General features: G+C 48.5%; 18 protein-coding genes and 6 pseudogenes. 10 read left to right on the top strand and 14 right to left on the bottom strand.

The window, feature by feature from the left end:
- Nucleotides 1-104: 104 nt before the first annotated feature.
- Nucleotides 105-1,166 carry a TIGR03032 family protein gene (locus tag D5085_01585; protein QEP45010.1) on the top strand — a complete coding sequence of 354 codons (1,062 nt, stop codon included), beginning with the start codon at nt 105-107 and terminating at the stop codon, nt 1,164-1,166.
- A gap of 190 nt (nt 1,167-1,356) precedes the next feature.
- Here D5085_01585 and D5085_01580 read toward each other — a convergent pair.
- The 6 genes and pseudogenes from D5085_01580 to D5085_01555 all read right to left on the bottom strand — a co-directional run bounded on the left by D5085_01580 (nt 1,357) and on the right by D5085_01555 (nt 3,983).
- Nucleotides 1,357-1,437 (bottom strand): annotated as a pseudogene (locus D5085_01580) (transcriptional regulator).
- Between the two features lie 32 nt (nt 1,438-1,469).
- Nucleotides 1,470-1,748, bottom strand: a complete 279-nt coding sequence (locus tag D5085_01575; protein ID QEP41945.1) for a hypothetical protein — start codon at nt 1,746-1,748, stop codon at nt 1,470-1,472.
- A 15-nt stretch (nt 1,749-1,763) separates the two neighbouring features.
- Nucleotides 1,764-1,997, bottom strand: a complete 234-nt coding sequence (locus D5085_01570) for a hypothetical protein (protein QEP41944.1) — start codon at nt 1,995-1,997, stop codon at nt 1,764-1,766.
- An 89-nt stretch (nt 1,998-2,086) separates the two neighbouring features.
- A pseudogene (locus tag D5085_01565) lies at nt 2,087-2,602 on the bottom strand (methyltransferase domain-containing protein).
- 79 nt (nt 2,603-2,681) lie between these two features.
- Complete coding sequence (sigZ, locus tag D5085_01560; protein QEP41943.1) at nt 2,682-3,227, bottom strand: RNA polymerase sigma factor SigZ; 546 nt, start codon at nt 3,225-3,227, stop codon at nt 2,682-2,684.
- Between the two features lie 390 nt (nt 3,228-3,617).
- Nucleotides 3,618-3,983: a hypothetical protein gene (locus D5085_01555; GenBank protein QEP41942.1), complete on the bottom strand. Its 366-nt coding sequence runs from the start codon at nt 3,981-3,983 to the stop codon at nt 3,618-3,620.
- 575 nt (nt 3,984-4,558) lie between these two features.
- Here D5085_01555 and D5085_01550 point away from each other — a divergent pair.
- Nucleotides 4,559-4,873 carry a hypothetical protein gene (locus D5085_01550; protein ID QEP41941.1) on the top strand — a complete coding sequence of 105 codons (315 nt, stop codon included), beginning with the start codon at nt 4,559-4,561 and terminating at the stop codon, nt 4,871-4,873.
- A 74-nt stretch (nt 4,874-4,947) separates the two neighbouring features.
- On the opposite strand, the gene D5085_01545 is transcribed toward D5085_01550, so the two are convergent.
- Nucleotides 4,948-5,133, bottom strand: a complete 186-nt coding sequence (locus tag D5085_01545) for a hypothetical protein (protein ID QEP41940.1) — start codon at nt 5,131-5,133, stop codon at nt 4,948-4,950.
- 28 nt (nt 5,134-5,161) lie between these two features.
- Nucleotides 5,162-5,761: a DUF4158 domain-containing protein gene (locus tag D5085_01540; GenBank protein ID QEP41939.1), complete on the bottom strand. Its 600-nt coding sequence runs from the start codon at nt 5,759-5,761 to the stop codon at nt 5,162-5,164.
- Nucleotides 5,762-5,857: 96 nt separating this feature from the next.
- Here D5085_01540 and D5085_01535 point away from each other — a divergent pair.
- From D5085_01535 to D5085_01525, 3 genes and pseudogenes are all read left to right on the top strand, one after another.
- Nucleotides 5,858-6,166 (top strand): annotated as a pseudogene (locus tag D5085_01535) (hypothetical protein).
- Nucleotides 6,159-6,521 (top strand): MarR family transcriptional regulator, encoded by a 363-nt coding sequence (locus tag D5085_01530; GenBank protein QEP41938.1) that lies wholly within the window; start codon nt 6,159-6,161, stop codon nt 6,519-6,521. The pseudogene D5085_01535 and the gene D5085_01530 overlap by 8 nt, the downstream one beginning before the upstream one ends.
- Before the next feature lie 525 nt (nt 6,522-7,046).
- Nucleotides 7,047-8,597 carry an ISKra4 family transposase gene (locus D5085_01525; GenBank protein ID QEP41937.1) on the top strand — a complete coding sequence of 517 codons (1,551 nt, stop codon included), beginning with the start codon at nt 7,047-7,049 and terminating at the stop codon, nt 8,595-8,597.
- Between the two features lie 73 nt (nt 8,598-8,670).
- Here D5085_01525 and D5085_01520 read toward each other — a convergent pair.
- Nucleotides 8,671-8,788: pseudogene (locus tag D5085_01520) on the bottom strand (AAA family ATPase).
- A 359-nt stretch (nt 8,789-9,147) separates the two neighbouring features.
- Here D5085_01520 and D5085_01515 point away from each other — a divergent pair.
- Both D5085_01515 and D5085_01510 read left to right on the top strand, forming a co-directional pair.
- Nucleotides 9,148-11,553, top strand: a complete 2,406-nt coding sequence (locus tag D5085_01515; GenBank protein QEP41936.1) for a hypothetical protein — start codon at nt 9,148-9,150, stop codon at nt 11,551-11,553.
- 16 nt (nt 11,554-11,569) lie between these two features.
- On the top strand, nt 11,570-11,890 hold the full coding sequence (locus D5085_01510) for a hypothetical protein (GenBank protein QEP41935.1): 321 nt from the start codon (nt 11,570-11,572) through the stop codon (nt 11,888-11,890).
- Between the two features lie 440 nt (nt 11,891-12,330).
- Here D5085_01510 and D5085_01505 read toward each other — a convergent pair whose 3' ends face one another.
- The 5 genes and pseudogenes from D5085_01505 to D5085_01485 all read right to left on the bottom strand — a co-directional run bounded on the left by D5085_01505 (nt 12,331) and on the right by D5085_01485 (nt 14,603).
- Nucleotides 12,331-12,816: a hypothetical protein gene (locus tag D5085_01505; GenBank protein QEP41934.1), complete on the bottom strand. Its 486-nt coding sequence runs from the start codon at nt 12,814-12,816 to the stop codon at nt 12,331-12,333.
- 184 nt (nt 12,817-13,000) lie between these two features.
- A complete protein-coding gene (locus tag D5085_01500; GenBank protein ID QEP41933.1) occupies nt 13,001-13,402 on the bottom strand; it encodes a hypothetical protein in 402 nt (133 codons plus the stop codon).
- A 55-nt stretch (nt 13,403-13,457) separates the two neighbouring features.
- Nucleotides 13,458-13,688 carry an acylphosphatase gene (locus D5085_01495; protein ID QEP45009.1) on the bottom strand — a complete coding sequence of 77 codons (231 nt, stop codon included), beginning with the start codon at nt 13,686-13,688 and terminating at the stop codon, nt 13,458-13,460.
- A 22-nt stretch (nt 13,689-13,710) separates the two neighbouring features.
- Nucleotides 13,711-13,854: pseudogene (locus D5085_01490) on the bottom strand (metallophosphoesterase).
- A gap of 422 nt (nt 13,855-14,276) precedes the next feature.
- On the bottom strand, nt 14,277-14,603 hold the full coding sequence (locus tag D5085_01485; protein ID QEP41932.1) for a hypothetical protein: 327 nt from the start codon (nt 14,601-14,603) through the stop codon (nt 14,277-14,279).
- 467 nt (nt 14,604-15,070) lie between these two features.
- Between D5085_01485 and D5085_01480 the strand changes: the two are divergent.
- From D5085_01480 to D5085_01470, 3 genes and pseudogenes are all read left to right on the top strand, one after another.
- A pseudogene (locus D5085_01480) lies at nt 15,071-15,157 on the top strand (AAA family ATPase).
- 128 nt (nt 15,158-15,285) lie between these two features.
- The gene (locus D5085_01475; GenBank protein QEP41931.1) at nt 15,286-16,101 is read left to right on the top strand and encodes a gamma-glutamylcyclotransferase; all 816 of its coding nucleotides are present in this window, start codon (nt 15,286-15,288) and stop codon (nt 16,099-16,101) included.
- Nucleotides 16,102-16,221: 120 nt separating this feature from the next.
- Entirely contained in the window at nt 16,222-17,064 is an 843-nt protein-coding gene (locus D5085_01470) for a hypothetical protein (protein QEP41930.1), read from the top strand.
- Nucleotides 17,065-17,220: the final 156 nt, after the last annotated feature.

Below are 17,220 nucleotides of genomic sequence, written 5' to 3'. Positions count from 1 at the left end.
TCAGTTATGTTCCTCGCATCATCTGCCTTTAAAACAGATTAACGAATAGATTTTTATAAAGATTAACCCAAGGGTATATTAATGTGGATGAAAACAGCCAAACAGTGGCAGCAGGGGAGGGGACCCCTCGGTTTGAACTCTTCTCCTCACGCCAGTTTCCTAGCTGGCTGGCAGAGCGTGGCAGTTCACTCGCTTTTACCACTTACCAGAGTGGTAAGCTCTTCTTTATTGGTACCAATCCCGCCGGCGAGATGGCGGTGTTTGAGCGAACCTTTGACCGGCCTATGGGGCTCTATGTCGATGGCGATCAGATTTGGCTCAGCACCCTCTATACCCTCTACCGCTTTGTTAATTCGCTACCACCGGGGCAGCAAGTTGAGGGGTTTGACCGGCAGTATATTCCACAGGCGGGCTATGTGACCGGTGATATCGATATTCACGATCTAAATCTCGATAGCCGAGGAGAGCCGCTATTTATTAATACCCTGTTTGGCTGTATTGCCACTACCGATGCGCACCACAGCTTTGCGCCGATGTGGCAGCCGCCGTTTTTGAGCGATTTGGCTCCGGAAGATCGCTGCCATCTTAACGGTCTGGCCATGCGCGAGGGTAAGGTGGCCTATGTTACCGCTGTGAGTGAGAGTGATGTGGTCGATGGCTGGCGTGAACACCGCAGCGATGGCGGAGTGGTGATCGATGTTGCTCGTAATGAGGTCATCTGCCGTGGCCTGTCGATGCCCCACTCGCCGCGCTGGTATCGTGATCAGCTCTGGGTGGCGAACTCAGGCACTGGCGAGCTAGGCACCGTGAATCTGGATAGCGGTGAATTTGAGCCGAAGGTGTTTCTGCCCGGCTATCTGCGCGGGCTGTCGTTTATCGATAACTGGGCGGTGGTCGGCCTCTCTAAGCCGCGCCATAACCGCACCTTTAGTGGCCTGCCGCTGGATGAGAGGCTGAAACAGAAAGATGTGGAGGCGAGGTGTGGTCTCTATGTAGTCAATCTGGATACCGGCCATATTGAGCACTGGCTCCATATCTCGGGCGTGGTGACAGAGCTCTATGATGTGGTGGTGGTACCCGGCGTGCGCCGCGCCAGTTTTCTTGGCTTTCGTAACGAACAGGTGCGCCGTACGCTCCATATTGGTCCGGCAACTGAACTGCCTTAAGTGACTCGGAAAAGGGGCTGTTTGAGTCTTTTCGGCGGATTAACTGCTGCAATGCCTGAGCCATGCCCTCTTTCACCCCGTCACGATGCGACTTCTCTAACGAACCGCGCTGCACTTCATCCCCTTTAGCAGCGGAATTTGGTAGGGATCGATAATCTCCAAATCGACCACCTGCTGCTCCGGCGTAACCTTACAACCGAACTTCCCCTTCTAGTGCATCAATGACCCGCAGCACATGCTCTAGTCGCAAGGTGGGCTTGTCGGCCTCAAGCCAGCTTTTAATGGCCCGAGTTGACGCGATTATTATGCCTTTGGCTTGATGGCTTCAATAGTTGCGGCAACAATATAATCCTCCATCTTGCTATCAGGCAACCAATGTCGGATAAATTCCCTGCTTTCATCTTTTGGCTTTATGACTATCGCTTCAAATCCAGCATCTTTGAGCATTATTTCAATCTCTGTGATTGTCGATGCTCCTGACATGCACCCCGTGAATAAGGTCATGTCGCTCTTCAGTTTTTCTGGTAGCTCGGCGGTGGCGACAACATCTGATATTGCCAACCGACCACCTGGCTTCAACACACGGTATGACTGTTCCTAAAAACCTAAGCAAAGTTGCTCATGGCGGTTTTTGGTAATTCGCTCTCCGTTGATAACACCCTTGCGGGCGAGCAACTGGAGTCCTGGTTGAGCAGTCCCAACCGGATGGCCGGTCAACACCGGCAACATGGGCAGTTTCAGCCATCGAAACCCAGCTTGCGCCATAAAAATTGCCTCGACGTTCATCCTGAACAGAGAACAACCTTGCGATTCGACTTCGACTCTAACCATGGCACGCAAAACTTTCGCGCTTGTAGATAACCTATCTACGGTGGAAAATTCTAATGACAAATAAATAAAAAATCAAGAACTGTTTTTTGCTCTTGGAACACCTTGGTCTTTTCAGGCGAGAGATTAATGACGCAATTAGAGATGATAACATCAATAACATCATCAGCCACCGGCAGGTTTTCAATTTCCCCCAAACGAAAATCTACATTAGCGTACCTAGCCTTTTCGGTATTGGCTCTCGCCTTACTCACCATTTCTGGGGTCATATCAACGCCTATTACCATACCAGACTCTCCAACTTCTTGAACGGCAAGAAAAGCGTCAAATCCACCACCGCTACCTAAATCAAGGACGGTCTCACCTGGTTGCAATGAGGCAATTGCCTTGGGATTGCCACAACCTAAGCCCATATTGGCACCTTCAGGTACCTGATTTACATCTGAATTCGAATAACCAAGCTCCATTGAAATTCCTTTTGCATCTGAGCCTGATTCATCACAGCATGAGGTTGCTGAACACCCGCAACCTGAATTCCCAGATTCCGCAACTTTGCCATACTGTTCACGCACTGCCTTGCGGATGTTGTCATTTGCTAGTTGAGTCATGTTCGTTCTCCTGTATAGAGGTTAAAAAAAGTGATGTCACCCCTATAGACGGAGGCGCCGAGAAAAGGACGCAGATTTTCTAGCAAGATTTACAGTCCCTTTCTTTTTTATCATACGAAATAACCTGATTCTTGTGATTGATTTCAAATTGGCAACAGTCATTTAGCATGGTTTTAAGCAATGCCCGGCCTCTTTGAACTCTTGATTTTGCACCTGACAATGAAATTCCTTCCAGTTCTGCCACCTCTTTTTGAGTTCTATTGTCTATTTCGGATAGTTGAATAGCATTGCGATATTTATCTGGTAACTCTTTTACCATAGGCTCAAGACAAGCTGACAACTCTTTTATGATGATTTCCTCTTCTTCTGGTTGAGGCTGTTCCAGCCATTCAGGAAGCTCTTCCGATATTCGCCTGGTACGGTAATAATCAGTTATTGCATTTCGTGTTATCTGATATAGCCAACTTTCTAGTTTTGTGTCGTCTTTGAGGGAATCAATGCGTAAATGGATTTTTATAAAAACATCCTGTAGAAGATCGTCCACCGCATCTTCAGCAACTTTACTTCTAATGAAAGCCGCCAATCTTGATTGGTATTCATGCCAGATGTTTTCGGTTACTTTCACGATATTTCCTTTTAGGCATAACCTGGCAAAAACCGCCCTTGACCGGAAGTACAAAGGTGGAGGTACTACAACACTTTGATAGCGGGCAACTTACGTAACATTTGCCTGCGGTTTTTGCTCAGGTTAATGCCGATTATTATATTTCTTTATGGCTCTTGCCCTGACTTTTTAGAAAAAGCGCCTCCATTCGTCTTTGAATATGTGGATCGGGGTAATGGTAACGCTCATACTCCAGTTCGTTTATCTGCTCTTCAGTGAATTCAATTTGGATCATGGTTCTTCAGAATCTATTTAGGGAATACGCTACATTATAGGTTCATAAATCAGCCGCGTAACCTATCAGCTCTTTAATTGACCAGTCATTCACATCTGACCCCTTTTATTTTTCTGTTATTCGGGTGTGGATGGTTCACATAACAGTTCAATTCCACGCAGCAACCATTGGCGACCTTCGATAATCCAAGATTCAACCTCCTCAAAAACCTCTTTAGTTAGCCCCATCCGTTGAGCGATTTGGAGTGCGGAATGGCGTTCCTCGTCACTGTAAACATTGTCCACCACAGATAACTTAATAATCTCCTGCAACACGATTATCTTGGCACTGTAGCGGGTAAGTCCTTTATATACGCTCTCGGCATCAGGCTCGATATCGGGGGTAAACTGAATACCGTTATCTTCGGCGAAGCCGGCGAGATAATCGAGCTCTGAAGATTGCAGCTTACCGTCAACAATCGCCATATGCAGTAATAACTGCATGAGTGACTGTTTTTCATGCATGGTCAATTGAGATACAAACACGATATTTACCTTTATAGAGTGGACGATGGGTTAATTATAACCTAAAACCGCAGTCCCGAATAGACTCCGACCTGTCAGATTCAAAATCGCGAACACACGGCATCGAGAACTAGACGCTTTGGCAGAGACTGCTGCTGAATTTCGTTAAAACAAGAAAGAACACAGCTAGCTACGCCACTCTCCAATATCCAAAAACAGCGGATTACCAGACAATAGTCTCTCCCCATTAAACCTGAGGAGAATGATGCCTTTTTAGGTTACCTAGTTGTGCGTGGTTAATATTGGTTTTATGGACACCAAATAGCTTACGACATAAGTTATTTATTGACTATTTTAATGGCCCATGTTACTTTTTCAGCCATGGTCACGGTTGAAAGAAGCAACAATTTAATCACGAATATCTGCTACGGTATCCGCCTCTGTTGCTGCTAAGAGGGAGCTATGGTATGGAACGGACTGTTCCATACTATCAGTGTTAGTGCCGATGATACACTACTTTTAGCCGGTTACATCTCAATAACAAGGGGCCGTTTATGCAATATGACGCAGATCCTATCACTATAGGGGACTGGGCAGAGCAGAGGGTGTGGCAGGCGTTACAGCAGCTACCTAAACCGTGGCGTTATTACCACACCATTGAGTGGCGACGCTTAACGCCTCATGGCGAACTGGAGGCCGATGTGGTCATTTTGGCCGGAATAACCCGCCAGGCGGCTCGCCATGCCGAATGGCTCTATGTCGGAGCTAGTCGTGCCAGAGTGCTGCTTTACCTATTGGCGTTGCGCAATGCTGAGTTATCGCTGTCAACGACACCTCCTGTCATTCCACTGTGTCAATATAGCGGATAACGCATTTTGACTGGCAGGAGTAGATAATGGCGTTCAAAAATCACGACACACTGGCCTACCGGCTATCTCAAATCTTAATTAAACTCAATGAGATCCCATTTGGTTCCATCGGCTGACGCCGTCTTGCCTGTACCCCAGATCTTCGGTAGCGAAAAACGGTTGTAGGCGTTAATTACTTTGGTAATCGCCTCATCAATCTTCTCCTCCGTCGGATGCCGTAGGTTCAACCATGCAATCTGTCGTCGGTTAATGCCCTCAATGGAACGGGAGGTTTGCGTGGGTCCTAGGTTACTTCGTGGTGGGTGTCAGAACTTCTCGAATCCGGGTTTTAGCGCCTTCAGACAAGTCATGATAGACATTCTCGAATAGCTCACGATTGACCTGTGCTCGCGCCGCTTTTGCTTCGCGCACGAACGTGCCGAATGCTGGCAGTTCGTACCGGGCCTTTGCCATCGACTCCAGGCCCATGTTGATAATATCGGGGATCTCGTCTTTAGTGGTGGCCGCCTCGCGCAATATAGACTTGAGAAACTCAAGGGTGATATCGCTAACCGGGGTAATGCCCAGGAAGTCACGGATCAACTTGAGATGCCGCTGACGGGTGCCGGAAGTATCGTAATTATCAAGGGGAACGGCTTGGCTTTTAAGTTCTAGGCACGCCATCAAATGATTCAGGATTGCCTCCGGCACTTCAGCAATGGGAACAAAATAGCCCAGGCGCTGAAAGGTTTTTAGCAACACCATGAACCCCAGGCGAGCGGTGGGCTGGCGAGTCTGGGATCGAACCAGCTCAAGCTCTTCGTCGTTTGGCGTGTAGACAGTCACCAGATCCTCTGGCGTCGGCTGTGATTTTAACCTCGGATAGGCAGTTTCGTGTAAGGCAGTCATGGTTATTTTTGATTTTTATAACATCGAATGCATTCCAGAGAAATCGATACTATACATCACTATCGCATGCATACGCCATATGGTATTATTTGCCATATGAAAGCAGAATTACTCTTTAAGGACAAGTATGTCTACGGGGACGGTGCCATCCGCGAAATGGTGATTTGGCGATTACCGGCTCCCGACGCGGAGCGACCACACGGATTGAAATACCGGCTCTATTACGGCCAGTCCGGTCGCTGTCTGGTTCGCTACGACAATGAGCGCGGCAAAGGGGATCACAGGCATTACGGAGGAACTGGAGGACAAGAGCGCGAAGAGGATTATACCTAGATCTCCGTACAACAACTCATCGCCGACTTTAAAGCCGACATCGAACGAACTCGAGGTGAACAACATGACTAAACAGCATATCCATATTGGTATAGAGAGCCCTGAAAAAGGGTTTGATCGCTTCGTGGATGCCTGGCAGCGGGCGGAAAGTGGCGAGAAAATCGATATAGAGGTCCACCTGAATTTCGAAGACCTCTCGATGCTTCTGGCAGTGATTACCCCACGGCGTCTGGAGGTGCTGAGAACGCTCCGCCAACAGGGGTCGATGAGTGTGCGGGCGCTTGCGACCACATTGGCGCGTGACTACAAGAATGTCCATGCCGATACTCGCGCCCTGGAGGAAGCGGGTTTGTTGGAGCGGACGGAATCCGGCACCTTGCAGGCTCCCTGGGATGTCATTGATGCACATTTGAGCCTGGCGGCATGATGGTTCGCGTTGCTCGGTAGTCATGACATATACCATTGGTCAGTTAGCCAAAGCCACCGACGTCAATTTCGAAACTGTCCGCTATCATGAACGCCTGTACCGTCCCACACTCTCCAAGGAGATTTGTCCCGCCCTTTTTTAGATGAGACAGAAGCAAAGTCCCACGCTAAAACAGAGCACACCTCACCCCAAAACAAAACGGGACAAATCCATCACAGACTCGTCCCGCTCTATTTGTGGTTGGCCGCGTTACCCACAACCCGCTCCCCTTACGATATATAAGGGTCTCCAGGGGAGCGAATTGTGGATAACGCTAGATTGCCCCTAACGCAACTCCTCAATAGCGGCCTGGATTAACTCATCGGGTAGATGATTCATCCCTTTTTCCGCTGCCAGATTTAACGAGGTTTTCAATAGAGTGCAACCCGCCTTCCGCGCCCCCAAAGCGGATACCCCTTGAAAAAAGGGCTCATACCAATCAAGCTTAAGGTACTGAGTAAATAAAGCGTAAAAGGTAGAGCCCAGATGACCAAGATGACAGAAAATCCTATTGAAATCAATCCTTCAGATATTGATAATCTTCCCGCCGCACTGAAAACCTGTCTAAATTCAGCGCAAGAGAACGGGGAACCGCTGCACGAGACGGAGCAGAATATTTTGGATGCCTTACTGGAAATGGGTCGTCAGGCAATGGCATGTCACATTGCGAGGATGGGTAATGGAGATCAAGGCAGTACTCTTGAGATGGCAGATGGAACTGAGCTGAACCGGCTGCCGACTGAACACACACGCCAGTACTGCTCAATTTTTGGCCGGTTCACCATTTCGCGGGTGGTTTACGGAACCCGGGCGGGTCAGAAAATCGAATTTATCCCGCTCGACCACCAACTGCAGCTGCCTGAAAGCGTCTTCTCCTATCTATTACAGAACTGGGATCAGTCGTTCGTTCAGGGGGAGCCATATAATAAAGTGGCAGAGATTATCAAAAAAATATTCCATCTATCTCAGTCAGTGAATAGCCTGGAGCGCAGCTGTTTACAGATGAGTGAGGCGGCTCCTGAGTTCATGAACACGCTCTCACCGCCTTTAGCGGAGAAAGAAGCCGAGTTATTCGTCTTACAGGCCGATCATAAAGGCGTTGCGATGAGGAGAGAGGAGCAGCCAGGCCTCCCCAAATCGACCAAAGGCAAGGAGTCTGATAAGCGTAAAGGGGAGAAAAAAATGGCTTTAGTAACGGCCGTTTATAGCGTTGACCCTTATATCCGTACCCCCAAGCAGATGTGCAGTATCCTGATGGGGGAGCGATTGCCTAAGGACGATTTTCCCTCTCGTCCCAAACCCTGCTTTAAACGTGTCCGGGCCATTTTGCAGCGCAATGAGGCCGGTACCACGCATGGCCAAACGAAGGAGGGATACCAATGGCTTAAAGGGGAGCTTGTCACCCGCAATCCTGACGGAGAAAAACCGACGATTCTGCTGTGCGATGGGCAACCGTCACTGTGGGAAGCGGGTGAGGACTATTTGCCGCATAAAGCGTTCAATATCGTGGAAATCCTCGATATTATGCATGTTAATGGCTACTTATGGGAGGCTGTTCACCTTATCCATCCTAAAAAAAGCCCACAGGCTTCAGCGCTGTATCAAAAGCAGTTGCTACGCATTTTGTCGGGTGAATTACCGGTCGTGCTCCGGTCATTGAAGTATATCGCCTCGCGCAATGGGCTGATAAAAGCGGATAGGGATAAGTTGGAGAAAATTTTTAACTACTTTACGGCGAACGAAAACCGTATGAAATACAACGAATATTTAGAGAAGGGTTACCCGATTGCCTCAGGCGTAATTGAAGGGGCTTGCCGCAGTGTCGTCAAAGATCGCATGGAGCAGTCCGGAATGCGTTGGACTATGGATGGTGCCAATGCCGTGCTCGCATTGCGTTCGGTTCATGCCAGCGGGTTATGGGACGACTTTATCCCTTTCTATATTCAGCGGGAGCAGCAGAAGCGCTTTCCCGTTCTCCCGGCCAAAATAGCGGCTGCCAATGATGAGACAGTTTACCATGACAGGTTACTGGCTTGAGAGGCGGGCGCGCGAGGCGGGTTGCACTCTTTTCAATAAACGGGCGGCCCGGCGGGGGATCCCTCCCGAAGAGCTGATAACTGTGAGGATTCAGTCCTTCGGTGAGATGGCGTAGCCAAGCGGTTTTGCCCACCCCCCGGCTCTCCAGTTAACAGTCCGACTCCGAGAGACTCCAGTCACCACTGAAACCGGTTTTTCAGCAGTTGTGTTTTGCCACAGTGCGGGCAGTCATCCGGACGATAACGCTCCAGATCGGCCTGAAGTTGCTGATGGTGTTGCTCAAGAGTAGTGATATTGGGCACAATACGCGACATGGGTACTCCTTTCGGTTGCGTGCGATGACGGCAAATTGTCACATTTTACCGCAGGGAGATACCCTCTGTTTTTCTCCTTTCCGTCCCAGACTGCTAGCAAGTGAATTGAAAAAGAACCTCTTTGTCAGAGCGGGTCATTTCGGCTGTAGTGCCCTTTGATTTTGTGGGTCGTTACAGTGTTCACTAAAAGAATGAAAGTAAAATTGTTAATTTTATTCAACTTTGGAGTGTGTGTCATGAAATATCAGTTGCTGTTATTTTTGGGGTTGTTTTTATTAATAAACAGCAGTTACGCCGATACATTAGAGCCATCTGATACACCACCGTCTAATTCGAAAAATTGTATGGTGAAAGATGTTGAACCGCTTAGCGGCTCGCAGTTAGCTGATTTGCTTAGTGCTTCCCGTCTTAAACGCAATGAGTTAAGAGACAAACTGTTTCAGTTAGATATGAGTGGCTATGAGACACGAATCGTGGCCAAGTTTGAACGCTACTGGTTTCAGCCAGAGGTGCAGCAGCAGTTTAATGACTTCTATTCTGAGTTGGAGTCTGAATTAAACCAAATCACAATTGAACAGAGTAGCATGGATGTTATCTCAGCAAAGATGGATACATTTTGGGGAACCGTAAAAAACACGGTAAAGTGCTGGTTTAAGAACTGTGATTTAGAGGATGAAGAGATTAATGAAAAGCTAACAGTCATTATTGATAACTTTTCTGAGAAAGCTATTGATAAAATTAAGCCACTACAGACTCAGTTTATTGAGCAGCAGGTGCGCCAGTTCGGACCAGAAGTCCAGCGTTTACGCGATGAGGAGACCGAGCGCTTAGCTAATGAGATTGCTGCCCTGACCAACGACTATTTTCCCTCACTACAACCGGAAACGATTTATCTGGCAACCTTAAATGTGAGCAAACAGCAACAGCTTAACGATATCAGAAATAGTTCTGAGCTATCTCAAGGGGATATACCTGACATCGGAAACGCGATGGTTGGTGCCATTATTTTGGCCATGAACCGCACCATGCAGCGTGTTATTGTCCGCTCTGTGGCCGGTAAAGTTGTCGGGGGCGTGGCCTCAAAGATGATTCCTATTTTAGGGTGGGTGCTCATTGCCGGAGATGCCTGGAGTGCTGCACACGCTAAAGAGGGCATGGAGCAGGAGTTGCGTGAAGGGTTTATGCAGGTCTATCGCGCCAACCTAGCTCCGGCAACCTTCATCGACTTTACCAATGATCACAACGATCAAAATAGTGCATACAGTATAGTGTTTAACGGTTTGAATCGGGTACAGCATCAAGTAAGTGATGAGATTAATCAGCTATTAACGCTACCGGAGTTGGTTTTGGTTAACCCCTGTATTAATAGCTACATTAACGCGCGACTCGAAGCCGGGGATTTAATGGAGCATATCGCTAAAGATATTGTGGCTATGGGGCAGCAGTTTGGGATTGAGGCGATGCGCTACTTAGCACCACAGCAGATGCAGCACCTTATGACGCAGCTTCCTACCGGTGCGCCATCGCAGTTTATTGGTAAAGTGGTTAGCCAATATCGGGATCAGTTTTGGCCGCTGTATGAGCAGCATGGAGCCCTGTTACTTGAGAGCTCTTTTGTGATGGGGATTGAGCCGACTGCTTGGCTGATTGAGGCGAAGCGATCGTTACCCAATACGCTGCAACAGTTTCGACAACATCAACTGCAACACGCCTCATTAACCGCGAAAAAGGGTTTTAGTCTGGCGATAAGGCTTGAGCTAGATCTGCAAGATCGTGGATGGAGTGTGACCCGTTTTGAAACACTATCGCAGCATGAAGAGGCAGTGCGGCTACTGCACCAGTCGGGTATCAATCAGGCTAAACTAATGCCACTGCTATCGCAACCGGCACTGTTACCACAGCTACAGCAGCGTTGCAATGAAGGGGGGTGCGAAGTGATTAAAGCGGTTGTACAGCAGTGGAGTGTAACCGAGCTGGTCAATGGGATTGATACCCCACTAGTCGATAAATTGATGTCGCTCTATCGGACAGAGCCGGAGTTTACCTTACAGCTGTTGGAAAGCTTAAATTATGCCAAGCTTCATCAATTGCTGCGGGAAGAGGGCACGGTTAGTGCGTTGCAACGCTATGTGGCTGAAGAGCGGCAGCAGGGGGGAACACAAGAGCAGCTAGTTCAACAGCTGCATCGGGATCCACAGCTTCTCTCTCTCTATCAACAACTAGGTCGAGAGGGGGTAGCGCTCTATCGCTACTACTATCCCGATCCGATCGCGGGTGAGGCTGCGCGTAAACTAGCCACCGCAGCCATTGCGTTAGTTCAACAGGGGTATAGTTACGATGAGCTAAGAGATGCCGATTTAGTCCAGTTTGCCACAGAGTATGAGTGGGCACCGAAATGGTTGGTTCGATTGATTCATCAATGGGTACCGAAACTTATTTTGTTAGTGGTATTCATTATTATCACGGCTTTGACCTACCGAAGTTTTCTCTGGGCGCGTCGTGGAAGAGGGGCTAAAGCCGCTAGCAAACCTGTGCCGGCGGTATCGCCATCGGCAGGGTTTCAGACTCGTGCTATTGATACGGTAGATTATAGTGTCAGTAGTGATGAGACTGCTTCAACTGATCCTAAAAAGCTAAAGTAACCGGAGGGTATAAAGTATGCAATCGACAGTAAGAGTGTTATCGATTGAGTCGATGCCAATCGATTGTCAAGAGGTGCTCGGATTAGTTGCGGTATCGTTCTGCTATAGCCGCTCGCTAGTCGGTGATATGTTGGCTAATATCAAAAATTGGACTGTGGGAGGGGAGTTAACCGGCTATACCACCTTAGTCGATGAGGCGATGGAGGCGGCGGAGCGTAAACTGATAGACAAAGCGGAACAGATGGGCGCTAAGGCGGTGATTGGGATCCGCTTTAGTACCACTCAGGTGACTCATGGTGCGGCAGAGCTAATCCTCTATGGAACGGCAGTTAGGTAGGCGGCGGTTATATTTAGAGGAAATGGCTATGACTTATTAATCTAATACATTTATTATTCAAGCTTAAATGTTTAATTTGATTAGTCGTCTATTTGCGTGGGTTGTGCAACATTTAGTATTACCGCTCCTGTTAGCAGTTGTATTAATGCTGCTAAAAAATATATTTATTCCTCAGTTAGAGCGGCGGATAGAAAGCCATGATTGTGATGAGTTACAGCAACTTTGCTTGCAAAAAGTCATTATGGGTCAAACTCACTGTGAAATGCTAAGAGAGTGCGATGGCTTTAGGTTACCTCCTTGGACAAAAATCTGTAAGTCACGCGTTGAGAGGCGCTTGTATATAGGTAATCAGGTTCGATAACATCAAGGGAGGGACTTGGTGTGATAAAAATCGGTGGCCTGCTAAAGGCGGGTTAACCTATTTCCTGATTATGTATTCGTTAAAACCAGGCTGTTTCCCGTGATTGTTGAATTTGCAATTCGACTTCATCAAGTAATTGTAGTTTATTAGTATTATTGGCAAAAAGTACTCTGAGTTGTGCCATAGCATCATAACCATTTTCGGCTGTAGCCTCGATAAAATCCAGAGCCATCTCAAAGAGATCTTCGTCATCATTATTCTGTAAAAAAGCTTGTGTATAGCACCCAATCAGCTGTGGTAAAATAGGGTGGAATTGATGAAAAAAAAGCAGTAATTCCAATAAAAGAGGGCTATCAGGCCGCGCTGCTAAGCCTTCTAGGATTAAGTGGAGAATCCGAGGATTACCAGCGATAAGATATTGTTCGTAGAAATCAAATTTAGCAATATTCCTGTAGATATCGTGCCGCATCGCTTCGAGCATATCGGAATTATAGGCAATGTGCCCGTTAAAGTAGGCTGTCAGATACTCTTTGGTCTCATTTTGTAGCGTTAGGTCATGTTTCATTGGCTCTTCATCGTCCTCGTAATATTCCATTCCTAGTTCTTCAAGGTTATTGCGCCATTTTTTTGGATCATGTCGAATAGTTTCATTCACTTTTTCAATGAATATCCAGTGATTAAAATTATCCTACAGGTCATTAATGGCGATCATTAACCGCCTTGTCATCATTTTGAATTATAACAATTTTTTAAATCACTTGAAACTGATAGTTAATTTTCTCGCTATCGTAGCAGAGGTTATCCTGAACTTCTCCCTCTGTTTGCTGATAGACTATACCATTGTCATAGCTTGGATCGCTCACTTTTACCGCCAATTCAAATTCAAACAGGCCGGTGCGGGTTGGAATGCCCTCTAAAGTCACTGATTGCTGATTATCGCCCCATTTTAGAGTGATGCCTGCTGGTAACTCACCGCTAAATTTAAGTGAGTAGTTGAAGAGGTTGTCGTAGGGCTCGTTTGCGATCGCCACATCAATCCGCTGTAGATAGGGCTGATAGAGCTCTGCCGAAGATAGCTCGGTTGGATTAAATTCAGGTCCGTCAAAGTCGATACAGTCGATGATATCATCTTCGCTACAGCCTGTGGTCATAGCTATTAAGCCAAATATGGCACAAACTGTTAATAGTGGTTTCAGGCTGATTCTGCTAGGAGGTGGCAAGGACATGAGCTACCCGGGCTAAGGGAGGACATTGAAATAACCACCGCCCTAATTGTTGCAGAGTGGTTTCGCTGCCATAGGCGATAACCTCTACTGTACCGTCAGGAAGATTACGGACCGAGCCATCAATAGCTAACTGGAGTGCCTGGTGACGGGTAGATTCGCGGAACCAGACGCCCTGTACTTTACCGCTAATGGGGACGGAGGAAATCGTCATGCTGCTCATCAAAAGTGTGCTAGGCGAGGGCGTTAAACCCATGGTTACCCATAATGGCCAGCGCGTGGCCTGCTTCGACCATCGGCTTGACGATATGGATAACTTCCTGCTGACTCGGACCTTGGTCGATAAAATCACCGACAAAAATGACGGTTCGTTTGGGATGTTCGCTCCCATTCTCCCCCTTAGTGCTTTTGGATATTCTCCTGCTTTCTCTGTTGCAACCGCTAGAGCAGTGTCTGCAAATCCTCTTCGCTTAAATTGTTCGCTAGTAAACTGTTCTAGGGTATAGGCCATCTCAGGCTCCTCCTCGCTGTAGATTTCCAATAACTGCTGTATCACGCCATAGGCGATTTCGCTACGATGTTGGCGATAACGCTGGCTCGCCTGCCGAACCCGCTCGGCTTGGTGGCTAAAGAGATGCCACAAATCGTTATGCGGTTCGGTAGCGATTTGAGTCAGAACAATGAGTGTGATTGTATCACTGCCCCAGCTAAGGCGGTAGAGCCCCGGCTTATTGCCTGCACTGAGATAAGCCGACAGATTCTGCGGGTAGTGGTGGCTGACCGCATAGAGTCCGAAATCGGACTAGGGTGGGCGTTTGCCACTTTCGCTGAGCTGTTTGCGGTAGCTGACATAGTAGCCGACTAACTCTTTGACCGACCAGTCGCTGAGCGATTCATGGTGCGATTTAAAGGTAATCAGGTTGTGGGGACGCAACGGCTGCAACCCATCGGGTAGCGTATTGGCTCCCGCCCAATCTCTCGCCTCACACTGCTCCACTACCACATCGAGAAATTGTGGCACCTTGGCGACATCGATCTCTACCTCAACTCGGTAGGGGCTATCGTGAAATGGCTCTTGTACCCTCAGCCCGAACAGGCGATGCCATTGGCATCGGCGCTGGGGTGACAAGGGGAGGGGAGATGCGTTGCTCATGGTTTAATTGTAGGGGATAACAAGAGGGGGTTGGCCTTGTTCATCTCTTCGTCAGCTCCCCTCCACCCCCTTCCCACTAGGAGTGGCGGAGAGGGAAGGCGAGGGAATCATGCCTCATGAGGGTGACGAGACGATGAACAAGACCCGGGTTTCGTAGGGGCGGGTTTGAAACCCGCCCCTACACGCCGTGGATTACCGGAAGAGATGGTCGTTTAAAAAGTTTATCAGCCGCAAGCCGGATTGTTGCGCTTACTGTAACACAATGCGACAAATAGTGTCTTATAGCGTTGGCTGAACTCTTTTTTCTGGCGCATAACCGGCTATACTCCCACCATTGCCAGAGCCAACAGGAGAGCGATAATGTCCTTATTTATGAAAATGAACAACACTTCCGATAAGGTCACCCCCAGTGCTAAACAGCTCGGACTCCACACTGGAGCAGGGGTTACTATGTCGGCGAGAGCGAACAGGCCATCGCGCAGATGTTTCAACAGGCAGAGCAGGACGAGGCGGTGCTGCTACTGGATGAGGAGCAGTTTGACAGCATTTTCATCTGCTCGACTAACGAAGTTCTTTATCAGGGGCTGAAAAAGGAGTGCGCCGTTAAACCGGGACCGAAACTACAGTCGATTGGCTTTACGGCAGCGCTATAACTACGATGAATGAGGAGAAGAGAATGGTGATATTTGTCTATGGCACGCTACTACGCGGTTTGAATTTACACTCGGCTCTCAAGACGGGCGACTACCTCGGTCTGGCGACAGTTAACGGCGAGTTATTCGATTTAGGCTACTTTCCCGGTCTGTTAGCCGGTCAGCAATCCATTGTCGGTGAAATCTATCGAGTCAATGAGGCGACTCTGCAACAACTGGATCAGATTGAGGGGGTTAACCCGACACACCCTGCCAGCTCGCACTATCTGCGTCAGCAAACTGAAGCGACGCTGTTGGCTGACGGATCCATTCACACGGTTGAGCTGTATCGCTACAACTGTTCGGTTGCGGGGAAAACCGCAATCGGGTGTGGCGATTACCGCCGCTATCTGTTGGAACAGCAGAGCGATGAGCAATGGGTGGTCGCCTATGGCTCCAATCTCGATCCTAATCGACTAATGGATCGGGTTGGCACGGTTACTGAGTGGCAGGCGGGAGTGCTGCCCGGATTTACACTGCGTTTTAATAAAGCAGCCAGCCATTCGTCCGGCAATTGTTACGCCAATATCGGCCATGACGCGAATAAACGGTGTCCGGCGGTGGCCTACCGGTTAAGCCGGGAGCAGATGGCCACTCTGGATGGGTATGAAGGGGTTCCCAACCACTACCGGCGCATTGCTCTGCCGTTTTACAGCGAAAATCCGGCCATTGAGTTTGCACAGGTCTATATCGCTCAACCGGAACAATTGATTGAAGGGGCTGAACCCACACCGGCTTATCGGGGTCACATTGAAGCCGGCTATCGCTATCATCAACTGTAGGGGAGTGTGTGATGCTAACCCGTGCGCGGGAGTTAGTCAGAGAGGATATTGCCCAACTGGAGCAGAGGGTGGATGAGTTGAACCAATTTTCAGACAGCGAGTGAATAGAGGCCAAAGCGTATGTTTCCCTTAGCAGAAGTGACACCGAAAAAGGCGTGGTTAAATATTATTGCCGCCGGAGAGCAGAGTGAGACGATGGTCGATGCCGTGATTGAGCGGGGTATTTTCGGTTTTGAACGCCTCGTGGCTGAGACCGAATTTAGTGAAGCGATCACTATCGGTAACACCGTGTTGGCACCCCGGTTGGGGGCGAGTGAAGCCGAAGTGGAGCCACCGGACGCGCTGATTATCGTCTCAACGGTTGAAGAGATAGCCAATATTGAGCAGCGAACCGAAAAGGCACTCAAATACGCTGCGATCAGCTGCCTCTATCTGCTGGTCGATAATCCGGCACAATTTGCCACAGTGTACGCCAAACTCCCTGAATCTGTGCAATCGGTCATTCCTGTATATCGGAAACTCAGCTCGGACAATCTAGCGATTATGACCCGACCACAGGAGATCCTCTACTGGAGCATTAAAGGGATGGTTGAACTCATTACCAAGCCCGGCTTTATCTGCATCGATTTTGCCGATATCCGAATCATCATGGAGTATATTGCAGTCGGTGTGACCTGCTTCGGCATGGCCGGTGGCGATAATCTGGCCACGAAAACCACGCAACAGATTGAACAGATGATTCAGGCAATGGAGTATGATCTGACTGAGGCCGAGGGTGTTGCTATCACTCTTATCACACCCAAGGAGGTTGGAGTGCAGCTGTTTAATGAGGTCGGCGATATTATGACTGATTGGTTTAGAGATGAGGCCACTTGGGTAATCGGTGCACTGGTTGATGAGTCGATGGCGGCAGATTCGCTGCGTGTCACAATGACAGTCGGACATGGGGGTAAGGGTCTGTAGTTATCACCACACGAGGAGGAGACGAACCGCTGGATGACTGAATTTCTACGCTCTGCAACAGAATCAGGCTTGGACTAATAGGAGAGGTGCGATGTTACATGCTATTGCCAGCCGGGCTCGCGGTTATTTGGATGAGAAACTACAGCCCATTGTCGA

Source organism: Ectothiorhodospiraceae bacterium BW-2 (genome assembly GCA_008375315.1).
Lineage (GTDB): Bacteria > Pseudomonadota > Gammaproteobacteria > Thiohalomonadales > Thiohalomonadaceae > BW-2.
Note: the sequence above shows the minus strand (reverse complement) of the source record. Positions and strands in the feature narration are given on the sequence as shown.

Coding starts and splice junctions, on each gene's coding strand:
- D5085_01570 (QEP41944.1), bottom strand. CDS start 1,997: ATGGTTAGAGTCGAAGTCGAATCGCAAGGTTGTTCTCTGTTCAGGATG.
- D5085_01555 (QEP41942.1), bottom strand. CDS start 3,983: ATGCAGTTATTACTGCATATGGCGATTGTTGACGGTAAGCTGCAATCT.
- D5085_01550 (QEP41941.1), top strand. CDS start 4,559: ATGCAATATGACGCAGATCCTATCACTATAGGGGACTGGGCAGAGCAG.
- D5085_01540 (QEP41939.1), bottom strand. CDS start 5,761: ATGACTGCCTTACACGAAACTGCCTATCCGAGGTTAAAATCACAGCCG.
- D5085_01530 (QEP41938.1), top strand. CDS start 6,159: ATGACTAAACAGCATATCCATATTGGTATAGAGAGCCCTGAAAAAGGG.
- D5085_01525 (QEP41937.1), top strand. CDS start 7,047: ATGACCAAGATGACAGAAAATCCTATTGAAATCAATCCTTCAGATATT.
- D5085_01515 (QEP41936.1), top strand. CDS start 9,148: ATGAAATATCAGTTGCTGTTATTTTTGGGGTTGTTTTTATTAATAAAC.
- D5085_01510 (QEP41935.1), top strand. CDS start 11,570: ATGCAATCGACAGTAAGAGTGTTATCGATTGAGTCGATGCCAATCGAT.
- D5085_01505 (QEP41934.1), bottom strand. CDS start 12,816: ATGAAACATGACCTAACGCTACAAAATGAGACCAAAGAGTATCTGACA.
- D5085_01500 (QEP41933.1), bottom strand. CDS start 13,402: ATGACCACAGGCTGTAGCGAAGATGATATCATCGACTGTATCGACTTT.
- D5085_01495 (QEP45009.1), bottom strand. CDS start 13,688: ATGACGATTTCCTCCGTCCCCATTAGCGGTAAAGTACAGGGCGTCTGG.
- D5085_01475 (QEP41931.1), top strand. CDS start 15,286: ATGAATGAGGAGAAGAGAATGGTGATATTTGTCTATGGCACGCTACTA.
- D5085_01470 (QEP41930.1), top strand. CDS start 16,222: ATGTTTCCCTTAGCAGAAGTGACACCGAAAAAGGCGTGGTTAAATATT.